This is a genomic window from Acinetobacter sp. DMC2, assembly GCF_056314305.1.
This window is the reverse complement of the sequence record NZ_JBQUYP010000007.1, coordinates 270,894-294,830: the sequence shown is the minus strand read 5'-3', so window position 1 is coordinate 294,830 and position 23,937 is coordinate 270,894. Positions and strand designations below refer to the sequence as shown.

General features: G+C 38.5%; 23 protein-coding genes and 2 pseudogenes. 11 read left to right on the top strand and 14 right to left on the bottom strand.

Translation table 11 applies throughout. From position 1 onward, the window contains the following. Positions 1–28 precede the first annotated feature (28 nt). From odhB to sdhC, 7 genes are all read right to left on the bottom strand, one after another. A complete protein-coding gene (gene odhB / locus ACT53H_RS16645; protein ID WP_004789424.1) occupies positions 29–1,219 on the bottom strand; it encodes a 2-oxoglutarate dehydrogenase complex dihydrolipoyllysine-residue succinyltransferase in 1,191 nt (396 codons plus the stop codon). Continuing rightward, on the bottom strand, positions 1,219–4,059 hold the full coding sequence (locus ACT53H_RS16640) for a 2-oxoglutarate dehydrogenase E1 component (protein ID WP_004789422.1): 2,841 nt from the start codon (positions 4,057–4,059) through the stop codon (positions 1,219–1,221). The genes odhB and ACT53H_RS16640 overlap by 1 nt, the downstream gene beginning before the upstream one ends. Positions 4,060–4,216: 157 nt before the next feature. Further along, positions 4,217–4,345, bottom strand: a complete 129-nt coding sequence (locus ACT53H_RS16635; protein ID WP_081399426.1) for a hypothetical protein — start codon at positions 4,343–4,345, stop codon at positions 4,217–4,219. A 283-nt stretch (positions 4,346–4,628) separates the two neighbouring features. Beyond that, positions 4,629–5,339, bottom strand: coding sequence for a succinate dehydrogenase iron-sulfur subunit (locus ACT53H_RS16630; RefSeq protein WP_004789420.1), 711 nt, complete (start codon positions 5,337–5,339; stop codon positions 4,629–4,631). A 14-nt stretch (positions 5,340–5,353) separates the two neighbouring features. Further along, positions 5,354–7,189, bottom strand: a complete 1,836-nt coding sequence (gene sdhA / locus ACT53H_RS16625; RefSeq protein WP_004789419.1) for a succinate dehydrogenase flavoprotein subunit — start codon at positions 7,187–7,189, stop codon at positions 5,354–5,356. A 12-nt stretch (positions 7,190–7,201) separates the two neighbouring features. Beyond that, entirely contained in the window at positions 7,202–7,567 is a 366-nt protein-coding gene (sdhD, locus tag ACT53H_RS16620; RefSeq protein WP_003655454.1) for a succinate dehydrogenase, hydrophobic membrane anchor protein, read from the bottom strand. Further along, positions 7,567–7,968, bottom strand: a complete 402-nt coding sequence (gene sdhC, locus ACT53H_RS16615; protein ID WP_081399112.1) for a succinate dehydrogenase, cytochrome b556 subunit — start codon at positions 7,966–7,968, stop codon at positions 7,567–7,569. Before sdhC ends, sdhD begins: the two co-directional genes overlap by 1 nt. A gap of 497 nt (positions 7,969–8,465) precedes the next feature. On the opposite strand from sdhC, the pseudogene ACT53H_RS16610 reads away from it, so the two are divergent. Together ACT53H_RS16610 and gltA are read left to right on the top strand one after the other, a co-directional pair. After that, a pseudogene (locus ACT53H_RS16610) lies at positions 8,466–8,549 on the top strand (hypothetical protein); the annotation flags it as partial. Between the two features lie 361 nt (positions 8,550–8,910). Beyond that, positions 8,911–10,185: a citrate synthase gene (gene gltA, locus ACT53H_RS16605; protein WP_004789414.1), complete on the top strand. Its 1,275-nt coding sequence runs from the start codon at positions 8,911–8,913 to the stop codon at positions 10,183–10,185. A gap of 79 nt (positions 10,186–10,264) precedes the next feature. Here the strand turns inward: gltA and ACT53H_RS16600 are convergent, their stop codons facing one another. Then, positions 10,265–10,750, bottom strand: coding sequence for a DUF1289 domain-containing protein (locus tag ACT53H_RS16600; protein WP_107881187.1), 486 nt, complete (start codon positions 10,748–10,750; stop codon positions 10,265–10,267). A 111-nt stretch (positions 10,751–10,861) separates the two neighbouring features. On the opposite strand from ACT53H_RS16600, the gene trhO reads away from it, so the two are divergent. After that, positions 10,862–11,794: an oxygen-dependent tRNA uridine(34) hydroxylase TrhO gene (gene trhO / locus ACT53H_RS16595; protein WP_049838014.1), complete on the top strand. Its 933-nt coding sequence runs from the start codon at positions 10,862–10,864 to the stop codon at positions 11,792–11,794. 294 nt (positions 11,795–12,088) lie between these two features. Here the strand turns inward: trhO and ACT53H_RS16590 are convergent, their stop codons facing one another. Together ACT53H_RS16590 and ACT53H_RS16585 are read right to left on the bottom strand one after the other, a co-directional pair. Then, the gene (locus tag ACT53H_RS16590) at positions 12,089–12,613 is read right to left on the bottom strand and encodes a YecA/YgfB family protein (RefSeq protein WP_004789407.1); all 525 of its coding nucleotides are present in this window, start codon (positions 12,611–12,613) and stop codon (positions 12,089–12,091) included. A gap of 74 nt (positions 12,614–12,687) precedes the next feature. Next, positions 12,688–12,894 carry a PA3496 family putative envelope integrity protein gene (locus ACT53H_RS16585; RefSeq protein ID WP_002116495.1) on the bottom strand — a complete coding sequence of 69 codons (207 nt, stop codon included), beginning with the start codon at positions 12,892–12,894 and terminating at the stop codon, positions 12,688–12,690. Between the two features lie 358 nt (positions 12,895–13,252). Here ACT53H_RS16585 and rpoD point away from each other — a divergent pair, with 358 nt between their 5' ends. From rpoD to ACT53H_RS16555, 6 genes are all read left to right on the top strand, one after another. Beyond that, the gene (gene rpoD / locus ACT53H_RS16580; protein ID WP_005310050.1) at positions 13,253–15,136 is read left to right on the top strand and encodes an RNA polymerase sigma factor RpoD; all 1,884 of its coding nucleotides are present in this window, start codon (positions 13,253–13,255) and stop codon (positions 15,134–15,136) included. Positions 15,137–15,233: 97 nt separating this feature from the next. After that, on the top strand, positions 15,234–15,521 hold the full coding sequence (locus ACT53H_RS16575; RefSeq protein ID WP_002116017.1) for a YbeD family protein: 288 nt from the start codon (positions 15,234–15,236) through the stop codon (positions 15,519–15,521). A 205-nt stretch (positions 15,522–15,726) separates the two neighbouring features. After that, a complete protein-coding gene (gene lipB, locus ACT53H_RS16570; RefSeq protein ID WP_005310047.1) occupies positions 15,727–16,380 on the top strand; it encodes a lipoyl(octanoyl) transferase LipB in 654 nt (217 codons plus the stop codon). 81 nt (positions 16,381–16,461) lie between these two features. Continuing rightward, complete coding sequence (locus tag ACT53H_RS16565) at positions 16,462–16,995, top strand: hypothetical protein (protein WP_004789401.1); 534 nt, start codon at positions 16,462–16,464, stop codon at positions 16,993–16,995. A 1-nt stretch (position 16,996) separates the two neighbouring features. Then, positions 16,997–18,181 (top strand): iron-containing alcohol dehydrogenase, encoded by a 1,185-nt coding sequence (locus ACT53H_RS16560; protein WP_004789399.1) that lies wholly within the window; start codon positions 16,997–16,999, stop codon positions 18,179–18,181. Between the two features lie 266 nt (positions 18,182–18,447). Continuing rightward, entirely contained in the window at positions 18,448–19,833 is a 1,386-nt protein-coding gene (locus ACT53H_RS16555) for an APC family permease (RefSeq protein WP_353158345.1), read from the top strand. Between the two features lie 37 nt (positions 19,834–19,870). Here ACT53H_RS16555 and ACT53H_RS16550 read toward each other — a convergent pair whose 3' ends face one another. Continuing rightward, the gene (locus ACT53H_RS16550; RefSeq protein ID WP_016143322.1) at positions 19,871–20,431 is read right to left on the bottom strand and encodes a flavodoxin family protein; all 561 of its coding nucleotides are present in this window, start codon (positions 20,429–20,431) and stop codon (positions 19,871–19,873) included. A gap of 117 nt (positions 20,432–20,548) precedes the next feature. On the opposite strand from ACT53H_RS16550, the gene ACT53H_RS16545 reads away from it, so the two are divergent. Beyond that, on the top strand, positions 20,549–20,929 hold the full coding sequence (locus ACT53H_RS16545; RefSeq protein ID WP_238612616.1) for a winged helix-turn-helix transcriptional regulator: 381 nt from the start codon (positions 20,549–20,551) through the stop codon (positions 20,927–20,929). A gap of 43 nt (positions 20,930–20,972) precedes the next feature. On the opposite strand, the gene ACT53H_RS16540 is transcribed toward ACT53H_RS16545, so the two are convergent. The 3 genes from ACT53H_RS16540 to ACT53H_RS16530 all read right to left on the bottom strand — a co-directional run bounded on the left by ACT53H_RS16540 (position 20,973) and on the right by ACT53H_RS16530 (position 23,707). After that, positions 20,973–21,605, bottom strand: a complete 633-nt coding sequence (locus ACT53H_RS16540; protein WP_476009691.1) for a hypothetical protein — start codon at positions 21,603–21,605, stop codon at positions 20,973–20,975. Positions 21,606–21,621: 16 nt separating this feature from the next. Beyond that, positions 21,622–22,431 (bottom strand): DUF6502 family protein, encoded by an 810-nt coding sequence (locus tag ACT53H_RS16535; protein WP_476009690.1) that lies wholly within the window; start codon positions 22,429–22,431, stop codon positions 21,622–21,624. A gap of 85 nt (positions 22,432–22,516) precedes the next feature. Continuing rightward, the gene (locus ACT53H_RS16530; protein ID WP_476009689.1) at positions 22,517–23,707 is read right to left on the bottom strand and encodes a cupin-like domain-containing protein; all 1,191 of its coding nucleotides are present in this window, start codon (positions 23,705–23,707) and stop codon (positions 22,517–22,519) included. A gap of 101 nt (positions 23,708–23,808) precedes the next feature. On the opposite strand from ACT53H_RS16530, the pseudogene ACT53H_RS16525 reads away from it, so the two are divergent. Continuing rightward, positions 23,809–23,937, top strand: a pseudogene (locus ACT53H_RS16525) (hypothetical protein); the annotation flags it as partial.

Below are 23,937 nucleotides of genomic sequence, written 5' to 3'. Positions count from 1 at the left end.
TCTATCTCGGTAATATTATTCGAAGAAATTAAAGATCAAGGATGAGTTTAGCTGGCTCTTCTAACAATTCTTTGATTGCTACCAAGAAACCTACTGCTTCTTTACCATCGATCATACGATGGTCATAAGAAAGCGCTAAATACATCATTGGCAAGATTTCAACTTGACCATTTACAGCCATAGGACGCTCTTGGATTTTGTGCATACCCAAGATACCTGTTTGCGGCTGATTCAAAATTGGAGTTGAAAGTAATGAACCGAAAGTACCACCGTTAGTAATAGTGAAAGTACCACCAGTCATTTCTTCGATAGATAATTTACCGTCACGTGCTTTAGCAGCATAAGCACCAATACCTGCTTCAACTTCTGCATAGCTCATACGATCAGTATCACGTAATACTGGAACAACAAGACCACGATCAGAAGATACTGCAACACCGATGTCATAGTAACCGTGATAAACAATATCGTCGCCATCAATTGACGCATTTACCGCAGGATAGCGTTTAAGTGCTTCAGTTACAGCTTTAACAAAGAATGACATGAAGCCTAAACGAGCGCCATGGCGTTTTTCAAACGCATCTTTATATTGCTTACGCAATTCCATGATTGGCTTCATGTTAACTTCGTTAAATGTAGTTAACATTGCAGTTTCTTGAGTTGCAGAAAGAAGACGCTCAGCTACACGCTTACGTAAACGAGTCATTGGAACGCGTTTTTCGATGCGCTCACCAACAGCTACGCTTAACGGAGTAACGTTAGCAGCTGGTTTAGCTTGATGGTTTGCTACATCTTCTTTAGTGATACGACCACCGCGACCAGTACCTTGTACGTCAGCAGCAGCAATACCAGTTTCAGATAAAGCTTTACGAACTGCAGGAGCTTGACCAGATACAGCTTCAGTGCGCTCAACAACAGGAGCTGCACCAGCCTGAGTTTGAGCAACTTCTTGCTCTACTGCAGGAGCAGCAGCTGCACCAGCACCAGCTTCAAACTGAGCAATCACTTCGTCAGAAAGAACTGTATCGCCTTCACCTTTAATGATTGCAACTAAGCTACCATCTGCAGGAGCAACCACTTCTAAAACAACTTTGTCGGTTTCAATATCACAGATCACTTCATCACGTGATACAGGTTCACCCACCTTTTTGTGCCAAGTTGCGATGGTTCCATCTGCAACAGACTCTGGGAATACCGGTGCTTTAATTTCGGTTGCCATTATTGAGAATCTCCTGATTGTTCAGCTTCGATTGCCAATGCATCATTAATTAGCTGAGCTTGTTGTTTTGCATGCAAGTACGGTGAGCCACAAGCTGGTGCAGCAGAAGCTTCACGACCTGCAAAACTGATACGGATTTGTTTGCCAGATTTTAAGATATCGTCGTATAAACGCGGTGCGATAAATAACCAAGCGCCTTGGTTCTTCGGCTCTTCTTGTGCCCAAACAAGTTCTTTCACGTTTGGATATGCAGCTAAGATTTCCGCAAGACGTTGTTCTGGATATGGATATAACTGCTCAATACGTACAATTGCGACGTTAGTTAAGTTTTGTTCACGACGTTTTTCAAGTAAGTCGTAATAAACTTTACCACCACAAAGTACAAGGCGAGTTACATCTGACTTATTAATTTGATCGATTTCGTCAATTACAGTTTGGAATGAACCATTTGCAAGCTCTTCTAAAGTAGAGGTCGCAAGTTTATGACGAAGTAAAGATTTCGGTGACATTACGATCAATGGCTTACGAATTGGGCGTACAGCTTGACGACGTAATGCATGGAAAATCTGTGCAGGTGTCGTTGGAGTGATCACTTGCATGTTATCTTCAGCACATAACTGTAAGAAACGTTCTAAACGAGCTGATGAATGCTCTGGACCTTGACCTTCGAAACCGTGTGGTAACAACATTGTTAAACCACAAACTCGTTCCCACTTAGTCTCACCAGAAGCAATAAACTGGTCAATTACAACCTGAGCACAGTTTACGAAGTCACCAAATTGTGCTTCCCAAATAATTAAGCTCTTAGGAATTGTAGTTGCATAACCATACTCAAATGCAAGAACAGCTTCTTCAGATAATAAAGAATCATAAATTGCAAAACGAGGCTGATTTTCTTTAACGTGACAAAGCGGAATATACGTTGAGCCATCTACCTGATTATGCAATTTTGCATGACGGTGCGAGAATGTACCACGCCCAACGTCTTCACCAGTAATACGAACAAGGTAATCTTCATCGATCAAGGTTGCGTAAGCTAAAGTTTCAGCAGCACCCCAGTTCAATGCAGTTTCACCAGTTTGCATTTTCACACGATCTTCAATTACTTTTTGCACTTGACGCTGCATAACAAATCCTTCCGGAAGTTTGCTCATGCCCTCGCCTAATTCTTTTAAGCGATTTAAGTCAAATGAAGTATCCCAATCGTCTGTATAGTCATGGCCCAAATAAGGTGTCCAATCAACAAACATTTTTGTATTTGGTTCAAGCACCAAAGCGTTTGCCACATGGTTTCCGGCTTCTAAATCAGCACGGTAATCTTCAACCATTTGGTCTGCTTCAGCACGATCAATTACTTTGTTTTGAACAAGTTGGTCTGCATAGAGTGTACGAGTTGTTGCTTTTTTAGCAATCACTTGATACATCAATGGCTGTGTACCAGATGGCTCATCTGCTTCATTATGACCACGACGACGGTAACAGAACAAGTCAAGTACTACGTCTTTACGGAATTCGTGACGGAAATCATGTGCTAATTGAGTAGCAAAGATTACTGCTTCAGGATCATCGCCATTCACATGGAAAATTGGCGTCTGAATCATTTTTGCAACGTCAGTACAATATTCAGTAGAACGCGCATCACGTGGATCAGAAGTTGTAAAACCAACTTGGTTATTCACGATAATGTGTACAGTACCACCAACCGTATAGCCACGAGTTTGTGACATCTGGAAAGTTTCCATGTTCACACCTTGACCTGCAAATGCAGCATCACCATGAACAATGACTGGTAATACATCATCACCGCCGATGTCTCTACGACGCACTTGACGTGCACGCACAGAACCTTCAACTACAGGACCAACGATTTCCAAGTGAGATGGGTTAAATGCTAATGCCAAGTGAACTTCGCCACCAGGAGTCATTACATTACTTGAGAAACCTTGATGGTATTTAACGTCGCCAGAACCTTTCTTATGAATAGCTTTACCTTCAAACTCGCCAAACAAGTCTGCAGGGTTTTTACCCATAATATTAACAAGAAGGTTTAAACGGCCACGGTGTGGCATACCAATAACAACTTCTTTACAACCAACAGCACCAGCACGTTGAATGATTTCATTCACCATAGGAATAAAAGATTCACCACCTTCTACACCAAAGCGCTTAGCACCAACGTATTTATTGCCTAGGTATTTTTCAAGTCCTTCTGCAGCGGTTAAACGCTCCAGGAACCCTTTCTTTTGATCATTTGTAAAATTAAGCTGACCACGAACACTTTCAAGACGCTGTTGAATCCAACGCTTTTCTTTTGTGTCCACGATATGCATATATTCAACACCGATTGAACCACAATAGATTGCTTCCATTGCTTCAATCATTTCAGCAAGCGTAGCTTCGCTTTTGCCAATCTCAAGATTGCCAGTGTTAAATACTGTGTCTAGATCTGATTTGGTTAAACCGTGAGCTGAAAGCTCTAAATCTGGAATCTCTTCACGCTTAGCAAGACCTAATGGATCTAACTTAGCTTTTTGATGTCCGCGATTACGATAAGCAGCAATAAGTTGTAAAACGCCGATTTGACGACGCTCATGCTCAGTACTTACCGTACTTTGTACAACAGGTTGAACACGATTAGCATTGCGTCCTAGTAATAGGAATTGCTCACGCACAGCACCGTGTGGTTGGTCACCCTTTGGGTATTTATCGAAATATTGGCGCCAGTCCTCAGCTACAGAGGTTGGGGAAGACAGGTACTGCTCGTAAAGTTCTTCAATATACGCTGCACTATCAGCGGAAAGTTCAGTGTCAAGACGCAATGCGTCAGCAACTTCTTGCATTTGTGGACCCATTTCCTATTGCAAAAAATATTACAGGCTGCCTTTTAAGCACACCCATGATGCATAATGCCAAATTGGTAAAAAAGGCATTACTTACCCAACAGGTCTTTAAGACCATGGGGCGTCATACTACCTAGAGAGGAAACTCCATAGGTAATTAATGAATCACAACACCCTCAATGGCATCATCACTCATCTTATACTCGATTAAAACCGAGCAATTTTTTGCAAATCTTTTTAGAAAAATTAACTTTAAAATTAACTTTTCTAAAATGACTTTAACCATAAAAATTAAGCACAGATCTAAGATTGTGCTACTTAAATTAATTTCAATAGTATACGCTTTTTTCACCTATAACTTTGTGGCAAATCGTATCATGTTCTTAACGAACGATTGATTTTTTTGACACATACCACCTATAAATTGGCGAAATACATATGCGATTTTATCTTTTAATATATGGTGCAATATATAAAAACCTCATCTTTTTCGACCAAAGTCTAAAGTTTACATTATAAAGTTAAAAAAAAACGCACATCAAGGATGTGCGTTCTCTATTTGTGCAGAATTAACCCGCTTGATCTAATAGCATATTACGGATGTGACCGATTGCTTTTGTAGGATTTAGACCTTTAGGACATACTGACACACAGTTCATGATACCTTTACAACGGAACAAACTGAATGGATCGTCAAGACGAGACAAACGGTCTGCAGTAGCAGTATCACGAGAATCAATAATAAAACGGTATGCATTCAACAATGCTGAAGGACCCAAGAACTTATCAGGGTTCCACCAGAACGATGGACATGAAGTTGAACAACATGCACAAAGAATACATTCATACAAACCGTTTAAGTGTTCACGCTCTTCAGGAGATTGTAAACGCTCTTTAGGTGGAGCTGGTTGGTTATTGATCAAGAATGGCTGAATCTTGTCATATTGATCATAGAATTGGTTCATATCAACAACCAAATCTTTAACCACCGGCAAACCTGGTAATGGACGAATTACGATTTTCTCTGGTAAATCATTCAGGTTTTCTAAACAAGCCAAACCATTTTTACCATTGATATTCACACCATCCGAACCACAAATACCTTCACGGCAAGAACGACGGAATGTTAACGATTCGTCTTGAACTTTCAATGCAAGCAATGCATCAAGCAGCATACGGTGCTTGTCAGTCAATTCAAGCTTGAAAGTTTGCATGTACGGCGCTTTATCCTTATCAGGATCATAGCGGTAGATTTCGAATGTACGAGTACCTCTACTCATCTTTATACTCCCGATTAGAATGTACGTGGTGCTGGCGGAATTGCATCAACAGTCAACGGTTTGAAGCGCACTGGCTTATATTCCAAACGGTTATCTGATGAATACCATAACGTATGTTTCATCCACTCATCATCACGGCGACCGTATGAATAAGTTGGGTGATCAGCTGGTAATTCATAATCAACTACAGTATGCGCACCACGACACTCTTTACGCGCAGCTGCTGAAATCAGAGTTGCTTTTGCAACTTCATACAAGTTTTCAACTTCAAGCGCTTCAACACGTGCAGTGTTAAATACTCTAGATTTATCTTTTAAGTGGATGTTACGTACACGTGGCTCAAGAGCAAGGATCTCTTTTACACCCTTATCAAGCAATGCTTGAGTACGGAATACACCAGCGTGATCTTGAACGATATCACGAATTGCATCAGCAACTTCTTGAGCATTTTCACCAGAAGTCGAGTCATCCAATTTACGTACGCGATCTAATGTTTGCTCTAATACGTTTGTTGGAAGAGGTGCATATTCATCACCATGATGCTTAGTTACGTAATCAATAATGTGCTCACCAGCAGCTTTACCAAATACAACCAAGTCAAGAAGTGAGTTAGTACCTAAACGGTTTGCACCATGTACTGATACACAAGAACATTCGCCAATTGCATAAAAACCTTTTACAGGTTTAGTGTAGTTGTCTGTACCCACTTCAGGTAAACACACCTGACCATGCATATTCGTAGGAATACCACCCATTTGATAATGGATTGTTGGTACTACAGGAATCGCTTCTTTTGTAATATCAACGTTCGCGAATTTTTTACCAATCTCAAATACAGATGGTAAACGCTTCATGATTGTTTCAGCACCCAAGTGAGTCATATCAAGTAAGATATAATCACCTTTTGGACCACAACCACGACCTTCTTTAATTTCTTGGTCCATAGAACGTGAAACGAAGTCACGTGGAGCCAAGTCTTTTAAAGTCGGTGCATAACGCTCCATGAACGGTTCGCCGTCTTTATTACGAAGGATTGCACCTTCACCACGACAGCCTTCAGTCAACAATACACCAGCGCCCGCAACACCCGTTGGGTGGAATTGCCAGAATTCCATATCTTGTAATGGAATACCAGCACGAGCAGCCATACCAAGACCGTCACCAGTGTTGATATAAGCATTTGTTGATGCACGGTAAACACGACCAGCACCACCAGTAGCAAATAATGTCGCTTTTGCTTGGAATACTGAAATGTTACCAGTTTCTTGATCAATTGCTGTTACACCAAGAACATCACCAGCTTCGTTACGGATCAAATCAAGAGCGATCCACTCAACGAAGAATTGAGTACCCATTTTCACGTTGCTTTGATAAAGCGTGTGCAATAATGCATGACCTGTACGGTCCGCAGCTGCACAAGCACGTGGAACTGGTTTATCACCATAGTTAGCAGAGTGACCACCGAACGGACGTTGGTAAATTGTACCATCAGCGTTACGGTCAAACGGCATACCCATGTGTTCAAGTTCATATACAACTTTTGGTGCTTCACGACACATAAATTCAATTGCGTCTTGGTCACCTAACCAGTCAGAACCTTTTACTGTATCGTAAAAATGGAAATGCCAGTTATCTTCTTGCATATTACCTAACGACGCACCGATACCGCCTTGAGCAGCTACAGTGTGCGAACGTGTCGGGAAAACTTTAGTGAGTACTGCAACCTTCAAACCCGCTTGAGCGAGTTGGTAAGATGCACGCATACCAGAACCACCACCACCAACGATAACTGCATCGAAAGTGAGGTTTTGAATATTTGAATAATCTTCTTTAGGGGTTATCGCGCCCATGATGTCTTCCTATCAATTCGCCCAGAAAATCTGGATACCCCAGATTGCGTACACAAACACTGCAATAATGACAGCCGTCGTCAGTACAAGGCGTAAACCTTTCGCTGAAGGACCCATTTGACGAGTAGTGACATAGTCAGTAAAAACTTGCCACATACCAATCCATGCGTGTGCGATAAGCGATAAAATTGCCAATAAAGAGAAAATCTTCATTGGTAATGTCATCATGAAACCAGCCCATTGTTGATAGTCAAATCCACCTTTGCAGAGAATCCAACCCAAAAGAACAACAGTATAGGCTGCAAGTACAACCGCACTTACACGCTGGATAAACCAATCACGAGAACCTGAACCAGTTAAACCTGTAGCACTTTTCATTAGAACATAATCCATATAAAGGCTGCGATAATAGCTACCACAGATAAGATCAATGAAATTGTCGCTGCTATACGACCACTTTGCAGTTCTTCAGCAAAACCTAAATCTGCAAGTAAGTGCTTTACTCCAGCAATAAAGTGGAATAACAAGCCGGCTACAAATACCCAAACGATAAAACGTACAAGGATATTTCCAAACACGACATTTTTAACGTAGTCAAATCCTTCTGGTGAAGATAATGATTTATCTAAAATCCATAATAGAACTGGTACTAATAAGAAAACGATGACACCTGATAAACGGTGTAAAATTGATGCAATAGCCACGGGTGAGCGTAAATTTACCGCTAACACCTGACCCATGGACAAATTGACAGGTCTGTTGCTTTTCACAGCGGGCATCCTGTAGGTAGAAACTCCGACCGGAGTTTGTTGAATTAATTCCAAGGAAAGCTGGCATTGTTAGGCAAGCACAGCTCATGCCTAACCTATAAACGACACTGAATTATAAAACGCGAAGTATCAAAATACAAACAATCCACTTTCCCATTTAAGCAAAAAACAATTAAATAAGAATCATTAACAATGATATCACCCTATTAACCCTGTTAAAATGGCATTCAGAGTTTCATCATGTTATTGTTTAAAATAACTTTTTATTTAATTTCATTTTTTCTGAAATTTCTTTTAAATAAGTAAGTTTTAGACTAAAGATAAAGTTATAAATTCATCATATAAATAGAAAAATGTTAGTAACTGCTCATATTTTCAATAAAAGCTACAATTCAACTAAGTGAAGTTAGTTGGATTCAATACAAATCAGTCAATCTAAAATACATTTGAGAAAGCGATTTTTATTGAAAATAAAATTTATAATTATTTTAACGCAGTTCAATTAGCTATTTTTTATACAATTAAACTTAAAAAAACAGCAACATTCTTTGTTACAACTAAATAAAAATAGAGTGTTTTTTGATTATTAATTTTAAATTACACCATGAGTTTTATGATTTTTTTAATTGGATTGGCATTTTCTACCGACTTGCCATTCCTCATCTTAATTTAAAAATTTGCTTACAATTGTACTGATACTTCATTTTTTTTCTGCACGTTCTTATTGAATTGACTTATTATACCATCCCGATGCAGTGATTTTACTGACTTTTTTGCTCGGGTCTTGATGACTAACTCTCTGTGAGAACGTTATTTTTTATCCATAAGTATAATTGACAAAATTTCAGTACTCACTAATCTTATAGCAAATTTTGACACCGTCTGATTCGCACATGAGAACATTAGGATTTCGAGTCAGATCAACATTCACCAGGACAGGAGATCTATTGAATGTCTGAAGCAAATGGCAAAAAAGCCGTATTACATCTTGATGGCAAAGAAATTGGTTTACCAATCTACAGTGGCACTTTAGGTCCAGATGTAATTGATGTCAGCAGCATATTGAAAGAAGGTCATTTTACTTTCGATCCTGGTTTTATGGCGACAGCTGCATGCGAGTCTAAAATTACGTTCATTGATGGTGACAAAGGTATTTTATTACACCGCGGTTACCCAATCGACCAATTAGCAACTCAAGCAGACTATCTTGAAACTTGTTATTTATTATTAAATGGCGAGCTCCCAACTGCTGAACAAAAAACAGAATTTGATGCCAAAGTTCGTGCTCATACTATGGTTCATGACCAAGTTAGCCGCTTCTTCAATGGTTTCCGTCGTGATGCTCATCCTATGGCAATCATGGTTGGTGTTGTGGGTGCATTATCTGCGTTCTATCACAACAACCTCGACATTGAAGACATCAATCACCGTGAAATCACTGCGATTCGTCTAATTGCAAAAATTCCAACGCTTGCTGCTTGGAGTTACAAATACACAGTAGGTCAACCATTCATCTATCCACGTAATGACTTAAATTACGCGGAAAACTTCTTACACATGATGTTTGCTACTCCTGCTGACCGTGATTACAAAGTAAATCCTGTTCTTGCTCGTGCAATGGATCGTATCTTCACGCTTCACGCTGATCACGAACAAAATGCTTCGACATCTACAGTACGTCTTGCTGGTTCTACTGGTGCAAACCCATACGCATGTATCTCTTCAGGTATTTCTGCGCTTTGGGGACCTGCTCACGGTGGTGCAAACGAAGCTGTTCTTAAGATGCTTGATGAAATCGGCAGTGTAGAAAACGTTGCTGAGTTCATGGAAAAAGTAAAACGTAAAGAAGTTAAACTCATGGGCTTCGGTCACCGTGTGTACAAAAACTTCGACCCACGCGCTAAAGTCATGAAACAAACTTGTGACGAAGTTCTTGAAGCATTAAATATCAATGATCCTCAATTAGCGCTTGCTATGGAACTTGAACGTATTGCATTGAACGACCCGTACTTTGTTGAACGTAAACTTTACCCTAACGTAGACTTCTACTCAGGTATCATCCTTAAAGCGATTGGTATCCCAACAGAAATGTTTACAGTAATCTTTGCTCTTGCACGTACAGTAGGTTGGATCAGCCACTGGTTAGAAATGCACAGCGCACCATACAAAATCGGTCGTCCTCGTCAGCTTTACACTGGCCCGACTCAGCGCGATATCAAACGTTAATATTCGAAAGAAAATTAATGATAAAAAAGCTGCCTTCTGGCAGCTTTTTTATTGTGGTATTTTCAATTCAATTTAAAACTTATTCTTCATCAAACACACTTAATAAATGATGACTAATCCCATCAGCTCGGAGCCAAGCCAACTCATAACTCGCTTTAGCCAAAGCTAGAACGCGTCTTTCAAATTCAACCCATATTGTTTTGACTTGAGGTTCTGAAATACCCAAACCACTCTCGTGTGCCAGATGCTTATTTTTTTCACATATTTTCAAAGCATGATAAAGCTTGCGGCCCTTACTCGCCCCTTCCATCAACCGAACACGCTTACTTAAAATAAATCCCTCTACATGCTGCAAGTTCGCATGAGGCAACATAGGTACTAGGATTTGATTCAACTGATCATCTAAGCGCTTCCACACAGCCAAGCGTTGCTCTGCTGTATAAGTATTCCATTGAATTACTTCATGGTTAAAACGGCGACAACCACGGCACACCTGATCACCAAAAACTGTTGAACAACGCCCTGCACATGGGGTGAGAGAGAGCATTCGATGATCATTACTCAAAACAAACTCCTTAAATAAACCATATACTTTTTATGGTTTTCTCGCTTATTACACATTTTCGCGCTAAAATATGCGCCTTAAATTTATATCTTAATACATTTGGAGTTTTCCATGAACGCTACTGTAGAACAGCTTGCACCTGTAGAACAGCAAGCGACCGCGGGTTGGGTTGTTGCAGCACTATATCAATTTAAAGAAGTTCAAGATCCTGCAGATCTTCAGCAACGTCTATTAGACTTAGTGAAAACAATTAACCTTTGTGGAACTCTGATTGTAGCAGGTGAAGGAATTAATGGTACTGTTGCGGGCGATCGTGTAGCAATTGATAGTCTCTATCAATTTTTGCTTAATGAAGGTTTTGCTTCTATGGAATACAAAGAATCCCATAGCTCTGACAAACCTTTCCGTAAAATGAAGATTAAACTTAAAGAAGAGATTGTAACTTTAGGTGTTGAGGTTAAACCCCGCGACTTAGTGGGTCACTACCTCGATCCAAAAGAGTGGAATGATTTAATTGCACGTGATGATGTAATTTTAATCGACACACGTAATGACTATGAATATAAGGCAGGCACTTTTAAAGGTGCAATCGACCCTAAAACTGAGACATTCCGCGAATTCCCAGAATATGTCAAAAAAGAGCTAGAGCAACATAAAGATAAAAAAATTGCGATGTTCTGTACAGGCGGTATTCGCTGTGAAAAATCAACATCATTACTTCTTCAAGAAGGCTTCCAAGAGGTTTATCACCTCAAAGGTGGTATTCTTAAATACTTAGAAGAAACCCCTGCCGATGAAAGTTTATGGGAAGGCGAATGTTTCGTATTTGATGGACGTACTGCTGTAACTCATGGCGTTGAGGAAGGCGTAAATATTAAATGTCATGCTTGTGGTTGGCCATTAACTCCAGAAGAGTCAGCTTTAACAAGTTATGAACATGGTGTTTCATGCGTGTATTGCATCGACAAGACAACTGAAAAACAAAAAGCTGGTTTCCGTATGCGTCAGTCGCAAATCGCAGCTGCAAAGCGTAAACGTTTATAATTTTTAATGAAAAGGCATTTAGTTTTCTAAATGCCTTTTTACAGAAATCCTAAATAATAAAAATATTTTAACTACATAGCCCTTCAAAACTAATTTATTCACTTCAAGCTAGTTTTGAAACTTTTAACATCCAAACTCCACCAGATTATGAAAACAACTCGTTCAACATCCCGATTAAAGCTCTAAATTTAAGATAAAACCTTAAAAAGACTGCTTCATTCTTTAAACAATTAAAAAAGCCAAATAATAAAAAACGCCCTAGAAAGGACGTTATTTATTATTTCTTCTAATAAATTAATTTGGAGTATGGTACATCAAATATAATTCATTCAAATTATCTGGAATTTCTTCTGCCAGTTCATCCATTAACTGTCCATTACGACGGAAAGATTCCATCTGAGGATCTTCTTCATCAATTCCACTAAATACCATCATTGGTAAAGTTAAATCAATTAATTGTTCTTCATGTTCAGGGGCAAACCATGCCTCTTCATTTAAGAACATTGCATCAACAAATCCCACACTCCAGTCGCCTAAGCTAGATTCAACATCAGCTTCTTCAATTTCAAATGGAAATACAATTCCATTCTCATTTGCTAAATCTTGTCGAATTGACTCTAACCACGCCTTGATTTGCTGAATAATTTCAGCAGGAACCTTTTTATGGTTATTATCAAACAGCTCATCTAACCAACGGTCAAACTGAGGGCCTACTGCAATTGCACACAGAAAACCATGAGTTGCAGCGAAATCTAGACCATACTCATTGTGGTCTCCATCTAGATATTCACTTAATTGGTCTAAATCTAACGCACTCATTGTGTTACCTGACTATAAAAAAGAAATCTACGATAGCATAGCATTTAAGCTGACGATGCCCTATTCAGATTTGATTAGTCTTCATCATCAAGATCATCATCGTCTAAATCATAATCAAAATCTTTCAACTCACGCTCTAAACGGCGTTGAGCCAATAGATCATCAATTAATCTACGTTTTTCTAATGATTCTTTCGCAGTGATTTTGCCTGATGACTCATCAAAACCGACATCATCATCATCACCGTAGTTATCATCTAGTTCAAAATCTGTAGAAGACACTAAAACTACCTCTAATGAAAAAATGTGAATGGGTCTAGGCGCTATTTATCTCTCTTACAGAATCATGTCAAGTTTTATTTATATTTTTTTCATTAAACTGCATATTTGTACTTTTTTTCACCCGAAAAATTGTGTATTTATAAAACTCAACTATTTTTTTGATCAAGAAAAAATTCTATGATCTTTTCGATGATTTAAGCTTGAAAAAAATGATTTTAGCCCAATATTCAAAAAACAGACGTGAATTCAAAGATATTTTTTATTTAACGGTTACCGATCAAACCCAAAACATTTCAAGCAAATTGTGCTATCATGCACGGTTTTTCACTGCCACAGATTCAACGAAGAGTAAGCAAAGATGAGCGATATGCATTCCCCTACTTCTCAAGTAGCGGCTCTGATTAGCCGAGGCAAAGAACAAGGTTACTTAACTTACGCTGAGGTTAACGATCATCTGCCGGACTCGATTACTGAAAGCGAACAGATTGAAGACATTATTCAAATGCTTCAAGACGTTGGTATTCCTGTACACGAGCGTGCACCTGAATCTGACGATACCATGTTCGGTGAGTCAACTGACACAGCTGATGAAGTTGCTGAAGAAGAAGCTGCTGCCGTACTTGCATCGGTTGAAAATGAGCCTGGACGTACGACAGATCCTGTACGTATGTACATGCGTGAAATGGGTACAGTTGAACTGTTAACCCGTGAAGGTGAAATCAGCATTGCAAAACGTATTGAAGAAGGGATCCGTGATGTCCTTAATTCAATTGCGTACTGGCCAAATGCTGTTGAAGTTGTATTAAAAGAATATAATGATTTCTTGACTGGCGAACGTCGCCTTGCCGATATTTTATCTGGCTATCTTGATCCGGAAACTGACGAAGATATTCCTGAAGTTCTAGAAGAAGAAACAGAACTTGAAGAAGATGATGCGCCAGCTACACCAGCAAAAGAAGTTAAGCTTGACGATGACGAAGAAGATGAAGAGTCGGAAAGCGACGATGATTCTGAAGGTGAGTCTGGTCCAGACCCTGAAGTTGCAAAGATTCGTTTTAATGAACTTGAATCTGCATGGACTAAAACAAAAGGTATTATTGAGAAACATGGCCGTAACAGCCCTGAAGCAGACGAAGCTTTAGAGGCGTTAGCTACTGTGTTTATGATGTTTAAATTTACACCACGTTTATTCGATATCATTTCTGAAATGATTCGTGGCACACATGAACAAATTCGTGCCAATGAACGTGAAATCATGCGTTATGCAGTACGTCGTGGCCGTATGGATCGTACTCAATTCCGTACATCTTTCCCTAAGCAAGAATCTAATCCAGCTTGGTTAGATGAACAAATTGCTAAAGCTCCTGCTGAAATCAAGGCGCATTTAGAAAAAGTTCGTCCGGATGTTTTAGCGTTCCAGCAAAAAATTGCAGATATTGAGAAAGAACTTAGTTTAAGCGTTGCTGAAATTAAAGATATTTCTAAGCGTATGGCAATTGGCGAAGCGAAAGCACGCCGTGCTAAGAAAGAAATGGTAGAAGCCAACCTTCGTTTGGTAATTTCGATTGCGAAGAAATATACCAACCGTGGTTTACAGTTCCTTGACTTGATTCAAGAAGGGAACATTGGTTTGATGAAAGCTGTAGACAAGTTTGAATATCGTCGTGGTTATAAATTCTCGACTTATGCAACTTGGTGGATTCGTCAGGCGATTACCCGTTCGATTGCCGATCAGGCTCGTACAATTCGTATTCCTGTACATATGATTGAAACAATTAACAAGATCAACCGTGTATCTCGTCAATTGTTACAAGAAATGGGCCGTGAACCAACACCTGAAGAATTAGGTGAACGTTTAGAAATGGACGAAGTTAAGGTTCGTAAGGTACTTAAAATTGCCAAAGAACCAATTTCAATGGAAACACCTATTGGTGATGATGAAGATTCGCATCTTGGTGATTTCATTGAAGATCAAAACATCACTTCTCCAATTGATGCTGCGACTTCAGAAGGCTTAAAAGAAGCAACACGCGAAGTATTGGAAAACTTAACTGAACGTGAAGCAAAAGTATTGAAGATGCGTTTTGGTATTGATATGCCAACCGATCACACCCTAGAAGAAGTGGGTAAGCAGTTTGATGTAACACGTGAACGTATTCGTCAGATTGAAGCGAAAGCATTGCGTAAATTACGCCACCCTTCTCGTTCTGAACACTTACGTTCTTTCTTGGAAAATGACTAAGTTTTGAAGGCTTGAAATTTCAAAACCAAGCCCCATTTAATAGAAAGAGCTATAAACGCCTGCGATAATGCAGGCGTTTCAAATCATGAGGTAACTTATGTTAGACCGCACTCCATCTCGCGAACTACAAGAACATCTTTGGGTATTTCCGATGGATTATCCAATTAAACTTATTGGCGATGCGGGTGAAGAATTACGTGTTGCTGTAGTCGATATTTTGGTGAAACATTTCCCAGACTTCGACCACTCAACATTAAAAGTTCAAGAATCTCGCACCGGCAAGTATCATTCTTTAACAGCACAATTGCGCTTTGAAGAATTAGAACAAGTTCATGCACTTTATGCTGACTTGGCTGCTTGCCCGCAGATTAGAACTGCGCTTTAATTTTAAGTTCTTCAATCAATACCACAGTCAGACACTCTTACTGTGGTATTTTTTTGAGAAATTTTTAAGCTATCAAACAGTGAAAAAACAATACAAATATTTAGAAACCCTATTATAAAATCCTTTAAAATTACAGGGTTTTCGGATTCTATCTTGCAGATATTAACTGGGTGCCGCAGAAACCAACTTATAGGAAGATATTGTGATGAGCCTTGATAAACCCAACTTGATCATTCGCCAATGGAACGATTTACAAGATTATCAAAGCAAGTTCGAAACCATGAAACTCTTAACAAACGAGCGTGATCAAGATACGCCTGATGAGTTATGGTTACTTCAACATCATAATGTCTTAACACAAGGTCAAGCTGGTAAACCTGAGCACATCCTAATTTCATCAGATATTCCAGTCGTACAAACTGACCGTGGCGGACAAGTGACTTGGCATGGGCCTGGTCAACTCGTGGCTTACTTCATGTTTGATCTTAATCGTCTAAAATGGAACGTACGTACATTGGTCAGTTTTGCTGAACAATTCATGATAGATGTTTTAAAAAAATATGGAATTGAAGCTTATGCCAAGCCCGATGCACCTGGAGTATATGTAGATGGCCGCAAGATCGGTTCTTTAGGTTTTAAAATTCGTCGTGGTCGAAGTTATCATGGATTAGCATTAAACTTGGACTGTGCCTTAGATGGATTCCAGACCATCAATCCTTGCGGCTATGCAGGGTTAGAAATGGTACGTATACAAGATTTAGTGACTCCTTATCCATCATTTGGTCAACTTTGTCAGGACTTTATTGAGTATATTAATAGTACTGGGTACTTTAATGACCCTAAAGTCAAATATGAATAAATCGCTTTGCGATGAAATAAAAATGGATTAGAGTAATTACTCTAAATTTGCTTTCGCATAATTTTAACAAGGGATACGCGAGTGATTTCGACAAAAGCGGTAAAGCCGACTCTGCAACTTGCCTACGTTAAGCTCATGATGGATGTTATTGGTCGTGGCTTGGTCATGGCAAGTCAAGTGGACACTGAAATACAAGAGGAAGTATCTAAATTTCCTGTTCACTTTGTACTTTCAATGAATGTTTTCCCGAATGGACCAGCATTTTTTGCTCGAGTGACAGAAGACAAACAGTTAGAACTACTTCAAAGAGCTGAAAGAAAACCAGACTTAACGATTACATTCAAACACGTCACTCATGCCTTTTTGGTATTTTCTTTTCAAGAAAGTACTGCTCAAGCATTTGCCAATGACCGAATGATTGCCGATGGTGATGTATCTGCTGCTATCCGTTTAGTACGCTGCCTAAATAAAATGGAAGCTCTTATTTTACCTAAATTGGTTGCTTCACTAGCAGTCAAAGAATACCCAACCGAACTTAGCCTAAAAGAAAAATTCAACGAGGCTGCAAATATTTACCTAAAAGTAGCCAAGTCCTATTTCAAGCGGAGCGCATAACATGGCCAAACCATATTACGAATTCTTTTGTCCTGTAAAAGTCATTGCTGGTAATGCTGCGTTAGAACATATTCCGTTTGAGCTTGCAACTTTGGGTGCAAAACGCCCTCTTATCATTACAGATAAGGGTGTACGCGCAAATGGCTTATTAAATCCGATTGAAGCTGCATTTAGTACAACTGATGCTGTCATTGGTCATGTTTTTGATGATGTTCCACCCGACTCGAGTTTAGAGGTTGTTCGCCTTGCAGCAGAAGCTTATCGTGCAAACAAATGTGATGCGATCATTGCTGTAGGTGGTGGTTCAGTCATAGACACTTCTAAAGCAACTAATATTTTAGTTTCTGAAGGTGGAAATGACTTACTGCAATATGCAGGTGCTCATAACTTACCGAAGCCATTAAAACCATTTTTTGTGATTCCAACAACTTCAGGCACTGGTTCTGAAGTAACAATGGTTGCAGTGGTTTCAGATACTCAAAAGAATGTTAAGTTAGCATTTGCTTCTTATTATTTAATGCCACATGCAGCGATTTTAGATCCACGCATGACACTTACATTACCGCCTCATTTAACTGCAATGACTGGTATGGATGCATTAACGCATTGTGTAGAAGCCTATACATGTATGGCTGCCAATCCATTGAGCGATGCTTATGCAAGTGCCGGAATTAAAAAGATTAGTGAAAATCTCTTTAATGTCTTAGAAAACCCAAATGACTCACAAGGCCGCTTAGAGTTAGCTCAAGCTTCCACAATGGCGGGTATTGCATTTTCTAATTCAATGGTCGGCCTAGTTCACTCTTTAGGACATGCTTTAGGTGCTGTTGCTCACCTACCCCACGGTCTATGCATGAATTTATTCTTACCTTATGTACTTGAATATAATAAACAAGTAAATGGTCAGAAAATTGGTGAGTTACTATTACCGCTTGCTGGTGCAGATATTTATGCACAAACGCCTGCAACCCAGCGTGCAGATAGAGCAATTACAACTATCTTAGCAATGCGTGATCGCCTATTTACTTTAACAAAGTTACCACGCACTCTACGTGAAACAGGTAAAGTAACTGAAGCACAGCTTGATGAAGTTGCAGAAAAAGCACTAAATGATGGCTCAATTATTTATAACCCGAAAGAAGCAAGCTTAAAAGATATTCGAGATATCTTAGAAAAAGCTTGGTAATTCGATACGTTAAACTCCAAGAAATTCCATAAAGGTCTGATTTATATAATGAATCAGACCTTTTTTATCACTAAGCATTTTTATTGATTATTTTATTTGAAACATATGGCAAAAAAATTGCTAAAAAATAGATGAAAGTACTGACAATTTATATCAATTTAGGATAGATTGGCGCACTTTATCTTTTTCTGTAGGGGGGATCGTTCGTCTCAAACGATCCTTAACACCAAGCTGATCCTTGATCAACGATTATGAGGATAACGCCGTTGACAAATTTATCTGGGACTAAACCAACAGGCAAGCTTCAAAAGAATCTTGTACTTTGGCATATTGTTATTATTGGTTTAGCTTACATTCAGCCATTAACGTTATTTGATACTTTTGGTTTAGTGTCAGAACGAAGTGGTGGTCATGTACCAACTTCCTACATTTTTGCATTAGTCGCAATCTTATTAACATCGATCAGTTATGGACATATGATTAAGCGCTACCCTTCTTCTGGGTCGGCCTATACGTATGCTCAAAAATCAATTCACCCTAATGTTGGCTTTATGGTGGGTTGGTCTTCTTGGTTAGACTATCTACTGTCACCGCTTGTTAATATTATCTTGGCAGATATTTATCTAAGAGCTCTTTTTCCAGAAGTAAATAACTGGTTATGGGTGATTGGTTTAACAACGCTTATGACTGTTATTAATTTATTTGGTGCGCGGTTCGTTGCACGTTTTAACAGTACGATTGTTGTTATTCAGCTTGGCGTAATTTTTTATTTTGTTTATCAAGTATATACCTTACTTACTCAAGGTGTATATGCAGATGGAACTTTAAATCCAGATAAAGCGGCATTGTGGTCATTAACTCCTTTTTGGAACGATATGACATCTGTCAGTTCTTTAATTGCTGGCGCGACTGTACTCTGCTTCTCTTTTACCGGATTTGATGCTTTATCGTCTCTTGCTGAAGAAACAAAAGATGCAGAAAAAACGCTACCAAAAGCTATTTTTTCTACAGCATTACTTGCAGGTATTATTTTCATTGTAAGTACTTACTTCATCCAATTATATTTCCCAAGCAATCCAAACACTTACTTCAATCCTTTAGATGAATCACAACCTGTGATGGTCGCTGCGATTGGTAGTTTGATGTTTAAAACTTTGGTTTTATATTTTGCTGTAGTCGCTGTGATGGCATCAGGTATTTCTGCACATGCGGGTGTATCACGCTTAATGTATGTGATGGGACGAGATGGAGTCATCAACAAGAAATTATTTGGTCATATCAGTCCAAAATTGCATACCCCAACTTACAACATTCTTATTGTAGGTGTGGTTGCTTTATCTGCTGGCTTTTTAGATCTTGAACATATTGTTAACTTGATTAGTTTTGGTGCTTTAACTGCTTTTAGTTTTGTTAACTTCTCTGTAGTTTCTCGCTATGCATTAAGAGATGGCAAGAATAAAACGCTTAAAGACATCATTAATTATATTGTTATACCAACGCTTGGTTTTGCCAGTGTGTTTATGATGTGGTTAGAAATTGATAAGCTTGCCTTACAAATTGGCTTAGCTTGGGCCGTAATTGGTGTAGGTTATTTGGCCTATAAAACCAAAGGCTTTAAATATAATGCTCCGCAACATAACGAGCATGAGTAATAAAAAAGGCGCTTAAAGCGCCTTTTTTATAGTCAAATTAACCAAAAATTTTATTTACAATGCTTTGTACACGTTGAGCATAAAGTTTTGCTGTTTCAAGATCACCTGTCGGAACCTCTTCCACACTTGCATCAGAAGGCGATTGAACTAAAAGCCCTACCGAACCGCCTAAGTTGTTTACATCTTCACGTGTTGCATCTTTCGTATTTGCTGGCAATAAACCAAGACTCACCCAAATGCCGCCATGCTGTGATGCTAAAGTTTGCAGTTGAATAAGAGTTACTTGCTTATCACCATTTAAGCTCGCGCTGTTTGTAAAACCAGCAAATACTTTATCTTGCCAACCACGTGTAAACCACACTTTTGAAGTTGCATCAGCAAACTTTTTAAACTGCCATGGCGCTGTACCCATATAAGTAGGCGCACCAAAAACAATCCCCTTCGCATCATTTAATGTCTGCCAATCTTGATCAGTAATATTTCCCTCTTGATCAATTTGGATGAGCTGAGCATTAATTTCGTTTGCAAACGTTTCAGCCACGACTTTAGTGTGGCCATAACCAGAGAAATATACAACCGCGATATTAGAGTTAGACATGGAAGCAAACCTTTGTTTTATTAAATTCCACTTTATGATATATTTTAGAAACTAGGTGTCAATTAGTTACTAGTTGGTAACTAGGGTAATTTTTTCAAGAAATTATAGGTAAATGGTATGAATGAATGTCTAAAATATAATATTTTTCAACAACATTGCCCTGCTCGTTTATTTTTTGAAAAAATTGCAGATAAATGGGTTTTATTGATTTTAAATGTTCTTGAGGAGGAAACTCAGCACTTCAATTTGCTCAAAAAGAATATTCAAGGTATCTCCCCTAAAGTCTTATCACAGAAGTTAAAAATGCTGGAGAGAGACGGTTTTATTGAGCGTAAAATTCAGAATACATCCCCAATTCGTGTTGATTACTCACTTACTGCTTTAGGGCAAAATGTAGCTTCAATGGCATTCCAATTAAAGGAATGGGCCGAAACCAATATTGAGCAAGTTTTAGCAGCTCAAATCACTTATGATGAAAAAGTGCTAGAGCAAGCTTAACTCATACTTCCCTTAAAATTTTATAGCTCATGAGTGGCTCATCTTAATTAATTTTAATCGGCTCAGGTGGCGCACTTATTTTAAATTGAATAGTTAAAGGTTCGCATTGTTTTAACTCCTGCTCATTTTTCAAATAGGTGCTTTCTAAACCATATTTCCAAGTACCATTCATGACTTCAAATGCAGGATAATTGACAATGAAAGTTTTGGTTTCATTAGGCTGATATTCGTAAGTTTGAGTCTCTTTACACTCATTTTCTGGATAAGAACGTTTATTATTTCCAAATAAATAGAGTTCTAAAGGGACATAACAGGCTGGTTGTTGTTCTTGTATTTTCTCTAATCCCTTATTAGTTTGAGTAATCTGCAAAGCAATTGTGCCATTTAAAGTTAACTGCTGTGCATATTTAAAAACTGTTTCTTTTTCGATGGGTTCACGCGTTACATTATTCAGGAACTGTAATTTACGATGCAAGCCATTACAGTCATCTTCAGCAGGTGCAGGTAGCCAAATTTCATTATCTTTTGAGTCACCTTTCTCACCATCGGCAGGTGTCTCATAATCACCTGGTTTACCAGGTTTAGTCGGATTTCCCGATCCACCTAAACTGGCGCCACCTGCGAATAAATCCTCTCCGCAAGCAGTCAAAAGACCACCCATTAAAATGAAACTCATGGATATTATTAGTTTTTTATAAGTTGTTTTCATCATATTGATAAGCTCCGAAACGGAAAGTTTTGGTTGCCCCCTCTTTACCTTCATCGAGTGCACAACGTTCAATGGCTAACTTAAGTATTTGTAGTGATAGATCTTCCCACAAGCGTAAACTTGCGTCTTTGAGTAAAGTGATCGATTCATCTGTTAATTCATCAGCAAAAATTGCTTGTTCTAAATAGGGTTCTTTTTCTGGCTGAAATAAATTATGAACTCCGGCAGCTAAATGTGCCTCTAAGTTATTCGTTAATAATTTTCGAACCTCGAATTGCTCAACATCAGGCATAAAACTACGCTGCTGCAACATCACAAGGCCATCTTCTTCTTTCACAATGTTCAAACGCTCAAGTTCGTTCAGAATAGATCTTGGATGTTTTTCAGTTGAAATTTTCTTTACCAAACTTTCAAAGCTAATCTGATTTTCACTAATAAAAGGAATTTTTTCTGCTAATCCCTCTGCAAGCCACAAGCCAATCACCCGAGCAGGAACACTTACTGGCTCTGCTACTTTTGCTTCTGTTAAAGGTTGCCCAGCCTGCATTGCCTTTTTAAATGCATTCACGTCTTTGCGATGTAACCCTGAAAGTAAACTGACCGCTGAATCAGTTGGCTTTTGTTCTATACGCTCTAGCTCAGTTAAAGCCTGTTGATAGAAAATAGGTTTTAAAGCAGTCACAAAGTCGTTATATCCCACTCCTGAACGAATTAACCATTGCGTCAGGTATTCCATTAACATTAATACCTGCTTCTGATTAAGTTCTGCATTGTTCGATTGGAGTGTGGTCATAGGGTAACAATTTTCCTTCATATTTGAAAAATAGTATGGGCCGAGCAATTGTCACACTGAACGGTTTAAGATGCAATTTTCATTCTTAGACCTCTTTGGGAAACCGATCAACATAATGATTTGGCGCATTAAAATGGGTAAAAGAAATACTGATTGAGACGTCTAAACTTTCTACACTATGCCACCAACCAATTGGGATAAACAAAGCTTCCCCAGCATTCAAAATACATTCCCCTGGAGTGATTGATCTTGCCAAAGGATATTTTTCAAAATCAATTTTATTTGCATTATTTAATTCACTAAACACCCAATGATCGTTATACAGATGAGGAACTTGTAAGGCAGGAATTAAAGTTACTTTTTTGCGTCCATAAATTTGAACCAACATATTATTCGTTAAATCATGATGTAATGGCGTAAATGTTCCTTTAGGTCCAAACCATAAAAAACTACGCTCATCTTTTAAAGCCAAGTCGCAATAACCTTCTGCAAAATTACCAATATCTAAAAATAGCTCTTGAAGCATCTGATGACTGTTAGTCGCATTATTTGCAGTCATATAAAAATCATTACTGGCATCAACTGACATAACTTTTGATACAAACTCTGACATCTTCATTTTCTGTTTTAGTGATAGAGAATGTCTTTCAAACTGTTCATCTAAATTTCTATTCATCTGAACTTCAACTAAATGATGGCCAAATTTAGAAGCAAAATATTGCGGAGACCATTTGTGCAAAGCTGACCAATGTTCTATTCCTTCTTTTAAAATGACAGGCCGATGTTGACTATAGTAATTCTTTATAAAAACAGAGAACCGTGGAGCAGTAATTGAAGGAATTTCTTCACTATAGCCAGAATTTAGCTGTGCCAATTGATCTACAGTTTCTATTAGCCATTCACGTTTTTTAAGTTGATGATGCTTTTTCTTCAAAATTTTATATAGCTGATTATTTTCTAAATTATTTAGATATTCTTTTACTTTTAAACCATCATGCCCCTGCTCTATTAATATTTTTACTATTTCCTCAGACGTAACCTCATTTAAAACTTGTTCAATGATCCACTCTTGATCATGATCCAATAAAGTCTGAAATTTCAAATCATTCATTTCAAATCTTGGCTCAAATCCATTTGCTTTTAACACATCGACTAATTGTTCAATTCCACATCCTTTTTCTAAATTTTCTTCAAGCCAGTTTTTCCATTCTAATGGCAACTGGTCAAACCATTTTTGACTTTGTTCGAATATTTCAATTTGATTATAAGCTGCCATGTTGAACCTTTTTTCAAATTTGATCTTTACAACTGCATTATAATTGATCTATTTTAAAAATGTTAAATTTTCACATTTTTAATAAAAAAAGGGTTCATGTGATGAATAACATAGTAAAAGGAAGCAGCATTGCTTTGATTTTTATAGCTTTAAGTGGGTGTGGGTCTGACGATAATGATTCGACACCGACACCGACACCGACACCGACACCGACACCGACACCTATTAGG

Excerpts from the sequence above, each read along its gene's own strand:
- odhB (WP_004789424.1), bottom strand. The coding sequence starts at position 1,219 with ATGGCAACCGAAATTAAAGCACCGGTATTCCCAGAGTCTGTTGCAGAT.
- ACT53H_RS16640 (WP_004789422.1), bottom strand. The coding sequence starts at position 4,059 with ATGCAAGAAGTTGCTGACGCATTGCGTCTTGACACTGAACTTTCCGCT.
- ACT53H_RS16635 (WP_081399426.1), bottom strand. The coding sequence starts at position 4,345 with ATGGTTAAAGTCATTTTAGAAAAGTTAATTTTAAAGTTAATTTTTCTA.
- ACT53H_RS16630 (WP_004789420.1), bottom strand. The coding sequence starts at position 5,339 with ATGAGTAGAGGTACTCGTACATTCGAAATCTACCGCTATGATCCTGAT.
- sdhA (WP_004789419.1), bottom strand. The coding sequence starts at position 7,189 with ATGGGCGCGATAACCCCTAAAGAAGATTATTCAAATATTCAAAACCTC.
- sdhD (WP_003655454.1), bottom strand. The coding sequence starts at position 7,567 with ATGAAAAGTGCTACAGGTTTAACTGGTTCAGGTTCTCGTGATTGGTTT.
- sdhC (WP_081399112.1), bottom strand. The coding sequence starts at position 7,968 with ATGCCCGCTGTGAAAAGCAACAGACCTGTCAATTTGTCCATGGGTCAG.
- gltA (WP_004789414.1), top strand. The coding sequence starts at position 8,911 with ATGTCTGAAGCAAATGGCAAAAAAGCCGTATTACATCTTGATGGCAAA.
- trhO (WP_049838014.1), top strand. The coding sequence starts at position 10,862 with ATGAACGCTACTGTAGAACAGCTTGCACCTGTAGAACAGCAAGCGACC.
- ACT53H_RS16590 (WP_004789407.1), bottom strand. The coding sequence starts at position 12,613 with ATGAGTGCGTTAGATTTAGACCAATTAAGTGAATATCTAGATGGAGAC.
- rpoD (WP_005310050.1), top strand. The coding sequence starts at position 13,253 with ATGAGCGATATGCATTCCCCTACTTCTCAAGTAGCGGCTCTGATTAGC.
- ACT53H_RS16575 (WP_002116017.1), top strand. The coding sequence starts at position 15,234 with ATGTTAGACCGCACTCCATCTCGCGAACTACAAGAACATCTTTGGGTA.
- lipB (WP_005310047.1), top strand. The coding sequence starts at position 15,727 with ATGAGCCTTGATAAACCCAACTTGATCATTCGCCAATGGAACGATTTA.
- ACT53H_RS16560 (WP_004789399.1), top strand. The coding sequence starts at position 16,997 with ATGGCCAAACCATATTACGAATTCTTTTGTCCTGTAAAAGTCATTGCT.
- ACT53H_RS16550 (WP_016143322.1), bottom strand. The coding sequence starts at position 20,431 with ATGTCTAACTCTAATATCGCGGTTGTATATTTCTCTGGTTATGGCCAC.
- ACT53H_RS16545 (WP_238612616.1), top strand. The coding sequence starts at position 20,549 with ATGAATGAATGTCTAAAATATAATATTTTTCAACAACATTGCCCTGCT.
- ACT53H_RS16540 (WP_476009691.1), bottom strand. The coding sequence starts at position 21,605 with ATGAGTTTCATTTTAATGGGTGGTCTTTTGACTGCTTGCGGAGAGGAT.
- ACT53H_RS16535 (WP_476009690.1), bottom strand. The coding sequence starts at position 22,431 with ATGACCACACTCCAATCGAACAATGCAGAACTTAATCAGAAGCAGGTA.
- ACT53H_RS16530 (WP_476009689.1), bottom strand. The coding sequence starts at position 23,707 with ATGGCAGCTTATAATCAAATTGAAATATTCGAACAAAGTCAAAAATGG.